Raw genomic sequence first — 11,064 nt, 5'->3', positions numbered from 1 at the left:
GGCGGTAGCCGGTCCGCGAACCGTACTTCCGGTGCTGGCGTACTACTACATCTGGTACACCGAGGCTTCGTGGGGTCGGGCGAAGACGGACTATCCAAGCCTGGGCCGCTATTCCAGCGACGACTCCGGTGTGATGCGCCGGCACATCCGGGCAGCGAAGAGTGCCGGCATCACCGGGTTCATTGTCAGTTGGAAGTCCACTCCCGTCCTGGATCGCCGGCTGGCGACGCTGGCCGGCGTGGCCCGGGAGGAGGCCTTCACCCTCTCTATCATCTACCAGGCGCTGGACTTTCACCGCAACCCGCTGCCGACCGATCGGGTGGCGGCCGACCTGGCGTGGTTCGAGGAGCGTTACGCGGCCGACCCGGTGTTCAGAGTGTTCGGCGAGCCGTTCGTGATCTGGTCGGGGACTTGGAAGTTCTCGATCGAGGACATCACGCGTGCCGCCGGGCCGGTGCGCGACAGGCTGCTGGTTCTCGGCTCGGAAAAAGATCTCGCCGGCTACGAGCGCATCGCATCCGCTGTGGACGGTGACGCGTACTACTGGTCCTCCGTCGATCCCTACCGTGACACGGGTGCGGCGGCCAAACTCGCCGCTATGGGCGCGGCGGTGCATCGGCACAAGGGGCTATGGATCGTGCCGTTCGCGCCGGGGTTCGACGCACGGCGGATCGGCGGTAAGCGCGTGGTCGAGCGGCGGGACGGTGAAGCACTGCGACGTCAATACGCGGCGGCGATCAAGTCCTCTCCGGACGCTCTCGGTCTGATCAGCTGGAACGAGTTCAGCGAGAACTCTCATGTCGAGCCCAGCGTCCGGTATGGCGACCGCTACCTGACCGTACTGCGGGATATCACCGGCACATCCGTGCCACGCCTGAGCCCACTGGCGGAAGACTCCAGCGGCACGGGCGCTCGGGGCGGGTTCCCGGCCGGGCCGGTCGTGGCGGGCGGCGCGCTTCTGCTGCTCGTCATCCTCGTCGTCCTGGTGCTCCGGCGCCGGTACCGGTCCGCGTGAGCGATTCAGAACCGATTCCCGAGCATCAGGCCTGAAGCGATCAAGGCCTTTGACGTTTCCCGCGCGGACATCGACCAGTACGTTTCCGTACATCTCTACGGCCATTTTGATCTGCGATAACTACCTGTGGCCGGCCCCCATCCCCGGTCTCACCTGAGCTTCCCGATCTTTTCCCACCAAGTCGCGTGCCGGTTCTGACGGTCCCACGCGGCTGCACAAGCACGCCCGAATGCTCGAGCTCACGACACGCTCACATGGTCCGCCAACAAATTTCAGGCTGAGGACGCTGGAGGTGCCGGTTCGATGAGGAGCAAGCACATAAGCCTGGCCGTGTCCGCAGGTGCGCTGCTGGGCGGCGGTCTCCTGCTGGTGTCAGGCGCGCCACCGCGGGCGACGCCGCCCGAAGATCTCAGCATCCACCAATGGCTCAGCGGCCGGGAGCCGCTGCAGATCGAGCTCAACAACACGCTCGTCGAGGCGCGGCAACTCGTTCAGCCATTCGCCCGGGCGACGACGATATGCCAGAAACTCGAGCGGGTATCGCAGCAGTTGCTGCACGGCAGGCGTGCGCCGCGTCCACAGCTGGGCACAGTCGCCAACATCGGCATCGCACAGTTCGCCCAGGCCGCCCAGGCTTGCCTGACCGGCGACCTTCCCCTCATGCGGCGCCAGATCGACGCCGGAACCACTCTGCGCGCGGACGCCCAGGACACCCTCGACCAAATCCTGCATGGAGGTCACAGTGGCCACTAAATCCCGGATCGCGGCCACGTACGGTTCCCTTCTCGTGCTGAGCCTCACGAATGTCGTCGCCCCGTCGCACGCTCAGGCCGAGACCACCCGATTCGCCGGCGACCCAGTGGTCGTCGCGGTGGGAGACATCGCCTGCGCACCTTCCGATCCGGATTTCAACGACGGCCTCGGCACCCCTGGCCACTGCCGTATGAAGACCACATCGGACCTTGCCACGCAGATCGCCCCGGCATCCGTGTTCATGCTCGGTGACGCCCAGTACAACAGCGGTTCCCTCGCCGACTTCAACACCAGCTACGCCCGGTCGTGGGGACGGCTTAAGCCGATCACACGCCCGGCGATCGGCAACCACGAGTACGGCACGCACGGCGGCGGAGGGTACTTCAGCTACTTCGGCGACGCGGGAACCCCGCAACAACCAGGGTGCGTGAAGCAGTGCAACGGCTGGTACAGCTTCAACGTAGGCGACTGGCACGTGGTCGTGCTGAACTCCGAATGCGCGAAGATCAGCGGCGGCACCGGATGCGCCGTCGGATCACCGCAGCAGCAATGGCTGGCCGCCGACCTCGCCGCGCATCCGGCCAAGTGCACCGCGGTACTGCAACACCGGCCACGGTGGAGTTCCAACAGCTTCGCCTACGCGGACGTGGCACCGCTGGTGGACACCATGTACCGCGGCGGCGTGGATCTCCTGCTGGCCGGACACTCCCACAGCTATGAGCGGTTTGCGCCGCAGAACCCGTCCGGGGCCCGGGACGACGCCAACGGGATCCGCCAGATCGTGGTCGGCACCGGCGGCTCGTTCTACAGTGGATTCTCCACAGTCATGCCGAACAGCCTGGTCCGCAAGTCCCAGATCTTCGGCGTCCTCAAGCTCACCCTGCGACCCACCAGCTACGACTGGGCCTTCGTGGCGGCGCCGGAGACACCGTTCACCGACTCCGGAACGGGAACCTGCCATTGACCCGGCTGGGCAGATCAGTCCCATGACCTGACGGAGAAAGCCCGCGCCGCACGAGCAAGGGTTTTCTCCGTCTCCCGGCTTCACCCGAATTCCCTGTTGCGTGACGAAGCGGAGTCGGCTCCGGCCTCATTGCCTCACCGGTGCCGTAGCAAAGCTTGCCAATCCACAATGGACAGTACTGAACAGCGGTCCTCCACGAACGAAGACGACCATTCTTCTGTGATTGCACATCACCCCAACGCCGCCGGAGAATCCCCCTCGGCGATCAGCAGATGTGGCCTTCCGGAACCGTCCGCGGGCACCGACCACACGTCGGAATGACCTGCGCCGCGGGGGATCGCATAGGCGACCGTGTGATGGTCGATCCACGCCGCCTGGTCGTCGACACTGCGTGTTTCCGCGAGCGGTGTCACGACAGATGTGGACAGGTCGAGCACTGACAGCCGCCACCCCTTCGCCGGGTCACCGTCTACCGCGGACTTGAACGCTATACGCGTTCCATCGGGTGAGAGCGACGGGCATTCGACGTTGTCCCGCACCGCGCGGACAGAGCGCGCGGTGAAATCACCCTCGACAAGATACCGGTGACCATTGGTCGACATGGTCGCGAAGAACCGATTGTCGTCCTCGGCGAAAGTGACACCCCAGAAATTCGAGTCGGCCGCCGTATAGGGCCTGCCGTGCACCGTCACCGTGTAGTCCTCCAACGTGCCCGTGAGCTCGCCGGTCGCGGTGTCCAGGATGCCAACGCGGGTGGAGAACCCGCCCAAGTTGTAGGAATCGCCGGCGACGAACACCGTCCAGGTGACCATCCGGCCGCTCGGTGAAACCCTGGCACGGCTGGCCACCCCGAACAGCGGGACCTCTTGCCGCTCCTTGAGTTGCTCGTCGAGGACGGTCAGATGCGTCATGAAATCGTTGTCCGGGTGCAGGCAGATCCCGGTGCCGCCGGCGGCATGGATCCGTGTGCAGGACACCTGTGACACTACGCGTGGGCCACCGGGGTCGGCCGTGGATACAACGAACAGATGTCCGCGATCGGCATCCGCGGTGCTACGGACGAGCACTTTCGGGCCGGGGGTGAGGGTCACCGCGCCGTCAGTGCCGACGGCGGTCATGTCCCGGCTGCGGGCGGCGATCTGTCCCACGTAGACGGTGGCGGCCGCGGCAAGCACCACTACACCGGCGACGGCGATCAGAATCCGGCTGCGGCTGTTCATCGTCGACCTTCTTTCACCGACGGGCGCGGGACGAGGAGAATCAGGGTGAAGACGATCGCGAACAGCGCCGCGCCCGCGGCCAACCCGGTCGCCATGCCCGCGCCCCAGACCTGCCAGGCAAAACCGAAGAGGACGGATGAGAGGAGGCAGGCGAGCGCTTGCCCGGTTTGGATGAGCGAGATGCCGGTGGCGCGCAGCGATTCCGGCAGAACCCGGCTCGCGAGCGCCATCAGCACTCCGTCAGTGGCGGCGTAGAAGGCGCCGTACAACCCGAGCGTGATCACGAGCAGCGGCCAGCCCGATACCGGGCTCACGAGCAGCAAGTAGACCACGCCCAGCGCGCCGTATCCGCAGAGCGTCACCGTGAGCCGACCGAACCGGTCGGCCACCGCACCCAGTGGTACGGCCAGCGACAGGTAAGCGAGGTTGGCGCCTACGGCGAGCAGCGGAAACCACCCCGTCGCGATTTCTTCCCTACGCTGCAACAACAAGTACACGAACCCATCGCCGATGGTCGCAGTGCCGAGCACACAGGCGGCAAGGAACAGCCGGCGTACCTCGCTGCCGCGCAAGAGAGAAAGTGCCGCACGCGGTGACACGCCGCCGACGACCGGGCGTGAGGCCTGGTGCTCGCGGACGAACAACACGAGCAAGAGCACGCCGACCGCGGCGATGCAGAAGCCGGTGAAGAACACAGCGTTGAACGCGTCGGCGCCGGCGGACGAACCGACCACGGCGAGTATCCCGAGCGCGACAAGCGGACCGGTGAACGCACCCGCGCCGTCCATCGCGCGATGCACACCGAAAGCGCGGCCGAGCATGGATTCCGGCACCGACAGCGTGATCAACGCGTCACGCGGTGCCGTCCGCAGCCCTTTCCCGATCCGATCGACGGCGATGACGACGCCGATCGCGGTCGCGGAGGCGCCAGCCACGACCAAGCCCAGCTTCGCGGCCGCGGAGAGCGCGTAGCCGATGCCCGCGACGGTCTTGCGCCTACCCGCACGGTCGGCGAGATAGCCACCGGCCAACCGGAGCAGCGCGGTCGCTCCGGAGTGCAAGCCGTCGACCAGCCCATAGACCGCAGGGCTCAGGTTCAGGCCGAGAACCAGGTAAACCGGCAGGATCGCGGCGACCATCTCGGCGGAGATGTCGGTGACCAGGCTGACGGTTCCCAGCGCGACGACGTTCGAACCGACCGCGCCGAACGTGTACCGGGACACTGTACCGCTGCGCCCTCGACGACCGATGCTGGACAGATACACGTGGCTCGCCCTCCTGCGTCAGGTCAGAACGGAAGAATCACTGCCGGACGTCGTCGTGACGGTTGCGAGGATGGCCACAATTCGTCGCGGAAACACGAATCCTCCCGACACCGGATACGCCGGGTCAGTCACTCCGGCCCGGCGGTGGACAGGAACCGCCTCATGCTGACCGCGAAAGAGAGACGTCTCATGCATCGTTCACGTCCAGTTCGTGATCTGGACGTAAACAAAGGAGTGCGGAAACTGATCTTGAGGCGAGTTCCGGCCAATGGCCGATAGTGGCCATGGCAAGAACGTCGCCGACCGAACTCGCGACAATAAACTGAGCGAATTTCGTGGCTTACCGGCTCTGGCGGGCGCAAGAGAGGCGACTTCGATGACCGATGCGCGCACGATCGGCAACATCTCATCCGGCCGGCTCGATGGCCGTCTGGCCGCGCTGGCCGACAGGCTGGACCGCAGCTATCCAGCGGTGTCTCCGGACACGGTGAGCCGGCTGGTGCGAGACGAGTCCGACCGCTTCGCTTGCGCGCGGGTGCGAGTGTTCGTTCACATCCTGGTCGAACGGGCGGTACGGGAACAGCTCGATCGATGGCCCACCTGTTCATGATGCCGTTCGCCGGCGGTATGGCCCACCGGCACCGGGCAAGCCGTCGCCTTGGTCCGGCACTTCGGTCGTTGGCTGCACGTGCAGAGACGCGAGCGTGGCGTCCCTGAGCGGTGTTCGGCCCGCGCTGGTTCGGTAGGTCGCGATGCTCCGCACAGGTGCGTGACCACAACATTTCCCGTGCCGACGCTATCGCCGTTCGCCCGAGGTGGGTTACGTGCGGGCCGCGCCATTGGAAGCGCATGCCAAGTGGCGTCGCTCAGCTCCGCCCATCCGGCATCCGCCATGGAGCTACAGCAATTGGGTAACCCGATATTGCGTCGCTGAGCCGCTTTTCTGTGCACCCCGACTCTCGGGGCCGCAGCAACGGCCCCTTTCCCAGAGGGGGTGTTCTTAAGGCACAGTTATTGCAGGATCCCTCGGTGGCGAGAATATCAAGGCTCCGCGGTCGAGTCGCCGAGAGGATCCGCCACTCCCCGGCTGGGTTTCCATTTATTGGAGTTGTTTTTCAACCTGACAAAGGAGAATCTTGTGAAACGCATTATTTCCACACTTGCCGTAGCGGCCAGTACTGGCGCACTGATGCTCGGGGCTTCCGGCGCCGCGACCGCGGCGGAGCAGGCGGCCCAGCAGCAGGTGCCCCCCGTCTACATCAGCGAGGTCGCCACCCGCGGTACCGGCCCCGCCGGGGCGGCCCAGGACTTCATCGAGATCGCGAATCCCAGCTTCGCACGGGTGCCCATCGGGGGCCTGCAGCTGCAGGCGATGGTCGGTCAGCAGATCGTGACGATGCCGATCCCAGCGGGCACCGTCTTGGGGCCGCGGCAGGTGTACACGATCGCCAACGCCGCCTTCACCGGCTGTGTGCCCGACCAGGTCTTCACCGAAAACCTCTCCGGGACCAGGCCCCTCAGGCTGGTGCTGGGTACGCCAGGGGGTGCTCGTGTGGATGCCGTGGCGACTCATTCGCACCCGGCTAGGTTGTCGCTTCACCGGGTCGCGTTCACCGGGACTCCCTCCGACTTCGCCCCGGGCCCGCGGACTCCGTGCGTCCTCGACGCCAATGCTCCCTCCGTCCAGTAACGCACGGGTAACCACATAATGGAGATTTTCGCCGCTGCTTCATAGTCATCTCCTAGCTGCTCACCGGCAAAGCTCGGGGTCGCCAACGCGATCCCGGGCTTTGCTCGTGATAGCCCGGGGTGCCGGCGATCTTGTCGCGATCGGGCCGGGCAACGTCAATCGAGATCAAGTTCAGAGAACTGTGGACACGCCCGTCCGCGACACTCACGCAGCGTCGGCCCCGAACAGGGGTAAGCACGGGGTGAGCCCGTCGATGGTGACCGGAATGTTGCGGTGGCGCTCCAGTGCTCCGCGCAGCACCGGGCTTCGACGGGCTTGGCGGTGCTCGTCGGCTGTGCCGTGTGCGTGTCGCGTGCGCCGGATGGTGCCGGGCCCACTTCTTCCAGCACTGCACTCTCATGGATTCCAGGTCGATGTGGTGAGGGTGCCAAGCCGCGCCGCCCGCGAGCACGAAAGCAGAGTGTCCGCGAAGGTCAAACCCGCCCTCTTCGGGGTCCGCCCGAGGTGGTGGGCACGCCCGTTGTCGTGCGTAGCCAGGACACGGGCGGGAAGGAGATCGCACGTGTTCGGCAAACGCTATGCCGTATCAATGATCAACCGCAGTGCGGAGAACCCGCAGGACAGGCGTCGATTCCTGCGTGCTGCCGGGATGACGGGTCTTGGGGTCGTCGGCGCGGGAGCTCTCGGTGGCTTGGCCGGTCCAGCGTCCGCTGCCACCCCGCGGCAGGCAGAGGGGGAAGCGGCGGCCGAGGGGGTCAGCGACGGTGCCGTGCTCAACTTCGCCCTCAACTTGGAGTACCTGGAAGCCGAGTTCTATCTCCACGCCGTCACCGGCAAGGGGCTCGCCGATTCACTGACCACCGGCACCGGGACGCGTGGTGGGGTCACCGGGGGTCGCGCGGTGCGGTTCAAAACGAAGGCCGCCCGCCAGTACGCCCAGGAGATCGCCTCCGACGAGAAGGCGCATGTGGAGTTCTTGCGCACCGCGCTCGGCTCGGCCGCGGTGAGCCGTCCGGCGATCGATCTGCAGTCCAGCTTCACCGCGGCGGCTCAGGCGGCAGGGCTGGTCAGGAAAGGGCAGAGCTTCGACGCTTTCGCCTGCGAGGAGAACTTCCTCCTCGCCGCCTACCTGTTCGAGGACGTCGGTGTCACCGCCTACAAGGGGGCGGCACCGTTGATCAGCAACAAGACCTACCTCGAGGCCGCCGCCGGTATTCTCGCCGTCGAGGCTTATCACGCCGCCAACATCCGTACCGCGCTCTACCAGCACAGCGGCGGAATTCTCGGCCTCGGCTTGCTGGGGCGTGACCTCCGGGAAGCCAGCGTCAAACTCTCCGACGCCCGCGACGGTCTCGACGGCACGACAGACCTCGACCAGGGCGTCGTCGACGGGAATGGCCGCGCGAACATCGTTCCCACCGACGGCAACGGCATCGCTTTCAGCCGGTCGCCGGGCCAGGTGCTCAACATCGTCTACCTGACTCCCAAAGCGGCGACGTCGGGCGGGTTCTTCCCCAAGGGTGTCAACGGCGACGTGAACACCAGCGCCGCCAACGGCTGACACCGTGGCAGGGCCGGGCGGGTGTCTCCGCTCGGCCCTGCCGACGACTTCGGTGAAAGCGTCGGCCGCTGTTTCACCGTTCGAAGTACATCTGCGCCGGAACCAGCGCCCACACCACTTTCCCGGATTCTTCAGGCCGTACTCCCCATTCGAGCGACAGGTGGGTGACAAGACGAAGCCCGTGATGGCCGGGACCGAATCGTTCGTCCGTTCTCGCTTTCATCCGCTCCACGTCGGGGTCGTCATCGGTCACTTCCACCAGGAGACCGCGGGACGTCCGGGTGATGCCGAGGACGCCGGGAGTGATGGTGTGCCGGTAGGCGTTGGACACCAGCTCGTCGACCACCAGCACGACCGCGCCAAGCGGTTCGTGCTCACCACGCCCGAAACCCAGGCAATTCACCACCGTCGCATGGACGCGACGTAGTTCAGGGCGGTTCGACAGCTCGAGCCTGACCTCCGCCGCCCAGGAGACTCGCTGGGTCAGCCGTTCGACTTCGAGATCGAGGTCCACCGGGAACGGCGGATCGGTTCCGTCGTCGGCTGGATCCAGCTGCCCGCTCATCTCGGCTGCCCTTCGATAGACGTCAAAGGGTTTTCGGGACAGCGAAGCTCGCGGGCGGTGCCGGACCGCGATGTCACTCGTTTGCCCGGCAAGTAACGGAAGCCGGTGCTCATCGGTTCCACTCCGCGATCGTCGCAGTGGTTCGGGCATCGCCGCCACCGAGACGAAGCCGGAGGAGATGCGGGCGACCAGGCCGACGCGCCGACCCAGGACATCGCGACGGCGAACAAGAGGATCAGCAGGTAGGCCAGGACGCGCCAGCCGATGGCGAGTCCGCAGAGGCTGGTGGCGAGCAGGCTGACGACCTTCGTGGTCAGGTGGGAGGTGGTCCTGCCGACCATGATCGCGATACGCGACATCCGTCCGCTTCGATGAAGCCGAGTGGTCGATCGGGCCGTCGATGTCGAGTTACCGCGGACGCCGTCGCGCCGGTCGATCAGCGATCGATCGCATGAAATTCATGAGAACCCTCCGTTCGCGGGGTAAACGTGACGGCCTCTGGGAACTCGTCACTGACTACCGTTGCCCACAGTCTTGCTCGGAGTGTGATGGTTCGCGTAGTGCCCGCGGCTCGTTCCGCCGGCGTGCGGCGCGTGAGCAGCGGCAACCAGGGCCGCGGTGATCGCGTCGGCTCTGGAGATCCACGGTTCGGCGTGGCTCGTTCCTTATGGCGGGGGGCCGGCCGTCGCCGTGGCCATGGAGTGAACCAGCGACGGCGACGACCGGCGGAACGCTGCCGCTACAACGTTCCCCATGCGGCAGATGGTGCTCGTCCTGCCGCGTGGCTGTGGTCCACAGGCCTCAGTGGCCACTGTGGACGTAGAGGAAGGGGCCGCCGCGGCTTCGGAGGTCACAAAGCTGCGGCGGCCGTTGTGGCCGGGCCATCGACTGGGGGTCGGTGATGGCCCGGACGAGTGTCAGTTCTTGTTGGTGCCAGGTGTGAGCACCTTGTCGATGACGAAGACGGTGGCGTTCTTGGTGGGGATGTTGCCGCACAGGATCTTCGCGCCGTTGACGGTCATGTTCTCGCCGGTGCCTTCGATTTTCACGGGGCCGCCGGCCGTGTTGAGGGATTCCACCGAACCGGCGGTCGCGAGGCCCTTGGCGTCGTAACGCTTGCCGACGACGTGGTACTGCAGGATCGGGGCCAGCTCGTCCGGCTTGCCGGCCAGCTCGTTGAACTTGGCGTCGCCCAGTGCCTGGAAGGCGGGGTCCGCCGGGGCGAACACGGTGATGGCCTGCTGGCTGTTGAGCGTGTCGACCAGGTTGGTGGCCTTCACCGCGGCGACCAGCTTGGTCAGCAGCGGGTTGGTCGAGGCGGCGCTGGCGACCGGCTGCGGGCCCATCGAGTCCAGCGAACCCGGGGCACTGCCCTGCGGAAGCTGCGAACAGGCCGGGCCGAATACGTCGGCGTTGGTGGTCACACCGTCGGGTGAACCGGTCGAGCCGGAGCTGGACATCGGGGCCGACGAGGACGGGGCGGGCGCGGGGGTGCTGGCATTTCCGGACGAAGCGTTTTCGTCACCGCTGCACGCGGAGAGCGCCAGTGCGGCGACCGCGGTGAAACCGATACCTGCGACGCGAATCTTTTTCACGAAAACCACTCCATTGCTTGAGGCGGCAAAGTCTTGTCCACTGTGGACGACTCGTTTCGTCTTCTCGCAAAGTGATTCGTGGCGGCCGGTGACGCGGATTGGTCGTTCGCCGATCTTTCTCAGGCGGCGGTGAACGGCACGTTGTGCCGGCCGGTCGCACCGTCGGGAACGGTGCCCGCGCCGGGTGTGCCGGATTTGTCGGTGGCGCGGCAGAACACTTGCTGAACGCCGGTGGGCACCTCCACTTCGGTCCACCACATCCGCCACGTGTTCGGATCGACCTCCTTCGACAGGTTCTGGTCACCCGGACCTCGACCTTCTCGCATCCGGCGTGGTGAGTCCGCCGATCGGCGCACTCTCTGTTGTGACGGCGACCGTGGGCAGGTGCCCCGAAAGCATGGTGTTCGAGACAAAGGCGCCTGGCTCTTCGTGGCGC

General features: G+C 66.1%; 11 protein-coding genes and 1 pseudogene. 6 read left to right on the top strand and 6 right to left on the bottom strand.

Features of this window, described 5'->3' with window-relative positions:
* Positions 1–31 precede the first annotated feature (31 nt).
* The 3 genes from AC069H_RS26005 (at position 32) to AC069H_RS25995 (ending at position 2,732) form a co-directional block, all read left to right on the top strand.
* On the top strand, positions 32–1,015 hold the full coding sequence (locus AC069H_RS26005; RefSeq protein ID WP_478234104.1) for a glycoside hydrolase family 71/99 protein: 984 nt from the start codon (positions 32–34) through the stop codon (positions 1,013–1,015).
* A 303-nt stretch (positions 1,016–1,318) separates the two neighbouring features.
* Entirely contained in the window at positions 1,319–1,768 is a 450-nt protein-coding gene (locus tag AC069H_RS26000; protein ID WP_478230424.1) for a hypothetical protein, read from the top strand.
* On the top strand, positions 1,758–2,732 hold the full coding sequence (locus AC069H_RS25995) for a metallophosphoesterase (protein WP_478234103.1): 975 nt from the start codon (positions 1,758–1,760) through the stop codon (positions 2,730–2,732). Before AC069H_RS26000 ends, AC069H_RS25995 begins: the two co-directional genes overlap by 11 nt.
* A 230-nt stretch (positions 2,733–2,962) precedes the next feature.
* Here the strand turns inward: AC069H_RS25995 and AC069H_RS25990 are convergent, their stop codons facing one another.
* Together AC069H_RS25990 and AC069H_RS25985 are read right to left on the bottom strand one after the other, a co-directional pair.
* Positions 2,963–3,952, bottom strand: coding sequence for a TolB family protein (locus AC069H_RS25990; protein ID WP_478234102.1), 990 nt, complete (start codon positions 3,950–3,952; stop codon positions 2,963–2,965).
* Complete coding sequence (locus AC069H_RS25985) at positions 3,949–5,217, bottom strand: MFS transporter (RefSeq protein ID WP_478234101.1); 1,269 nt, start codon at positions 5,215–5,217, stop codon at positions 3,949–3,951. The genes AC069H_RS25990 and AC069H_RS25985 overlap by 4 nt, the downstream gene beginning before the upstream one ends.
* A gap of 268 nt (positions 5,218–5,485) precedes the next feature.
* On the opposite strand from AC069H_RS25985, the gene AC069H_RS25980 reads away from it, so the two are divergent.
* From AC069H_RS25980 to AC069H_RS25970, 3 genes are all read left to right on the top strand, one after another.
* Positions 5,486–5,827 carry a three-helix bundle dimerization domain-containing protein gene (locus AC069H_RS25980; protein ID WP_478234100.1) on the top strand — a complete coding sequence of 114 codons (342 nt, stop codon included), beginning with the start codon at positions 5,486–5,488 and terminating at the stop codon, positions 5,825–5,827.
* A 579-nt stretch (positions 5,828–6,406) separates the two neighbouring features.
* Positions 6,407–6,907 (top strand): lamin tail domain-containing protein, encoded by a 501-nt coding sequence (locus tag AC069H_RS25975; protein WP_478234099.1) that lies wholly within the window; start codon positions 6,407–6,409, stop codon positions 6,905–6,907.
* 562 nt (positions 6,908–7,469) lie between these two features.
* The gene (locus AC069H_RS25970; RefSeq protein WP_478234098.1) at positions 7,470–8,468 is read left to right on the top strand and encodes a ferritin-like domain-containing protein; all 999 of its coding nucleotides are present in this window, start codon (positions 7,470–7,472) and stop codon (positions 8,466–8,468) included.
* A gap of 73 nt (positions 8,469–8,541) precedes the next feature.
* On the opposite strand, the gene AC069H_RS25965 is transcribed toward AC069H_RS25970, so the two are convergent.
* From AC069H_RS25965 to AC069H_RS25950, 4 genes and pseudogenes are all read right to left on the bottom strand, one after another.
* Positions 8,542–9,033 carry an ATP-binding protein gene (locus tag AC069H_RS25965; protein WP_478234097.1) on the bottom strand — a complete coding sequence of 164 codons (492 nt, stop codon included), beginning with the start codon at positions 9,031–9,033 and terminating at the stop codon, positions 8,542–8,544.
* Between the two features lie 197 nt (positions 9,034–9,230).
* Positions 9,231–9,404 (bottom strand): annotated as a pseudogene (locus AC069H_RS25960) (ABC transporter permease); the annotation flags it as partial.
* 546 nt (positions 9,405–9,950) lie between these two features.
* Complete coding sequence (locus AC069H_RS25955) at positions 9,951–10,628, bottom strand: fasciclin domain-containing protein (protein ID WP_478234096.1); 678 nt, start codon at positions 10,626–10,628, stop codon at positions 9,951–9,953.
* Positions 10,629–10,747: 119 nt separating this feature from the next.
* A complete protein-coding gene (locus tag AC069H_RS25950; RefSeq protein ID WP_478234095.1) occupies positions 10,748–10,954 on the bottom strand; it encodes a hypothetical protein in 207 nt (68 codons plus the stop codon).
* Positions 10,955–11,064 lie beyond the last annotated feature (110 nt).

The sequence above is a fragment of the Amycolatopsis sp. NPDC043887 genome (assembly GCF_056435665.1).
Note: the sequence above shows the minus strand (reverse complement) of the source record. Positions and strands in the feature narration are given on the sequence as shown.

Bases quoted from the DNA above. Each gene is read 5' to 3' on its own strand.
- AC069H_RS26000 (WP_478230424.1), top strand. From the start codon at position 1,319: ATGAGGAGCAAGCACATAAGCCTGGCCGTGTCCGCAGGTGCGCTGCTG.
- AC069H_RS25990 (WP_478234102.1), bottom strand. From the start codon at position 3,952: ATGAACAGCCGCAGCCGGATTCTGATCGCCGTCGCCGGTGTAGTGGTG.
- AC069H_RS25980 (WP_478234100.1), top strand. From the start codon at position 5,486: ATGGCCGATAGTGGCCATGGCAAGAACGTCGCCGACCGAACTCGCGAC.
- AC069H_RS25975 (WP_478234099.1), top strand. From the start codon at position 6,407: ATGCTCGGGGCTTCCGGCGCCGCGACCGCGGCGGAGCAGGCGGCCCAG.
- AC069H_RS25965 (WP_478234097.1), bottom strand. From the start codon at position 9,033: ATGAGCGGGCAGCTGGATCCAGCCGACGACGGAACCGATCCGCCGTTC.
- AC069H_RS25950 (WP_478234095.1), bottom strand. From the start codon at position 10,954: ATGCGAGAAGGTCGAGGTCCGGGTGACCAGAACCTGTCGAAGGAGGTC.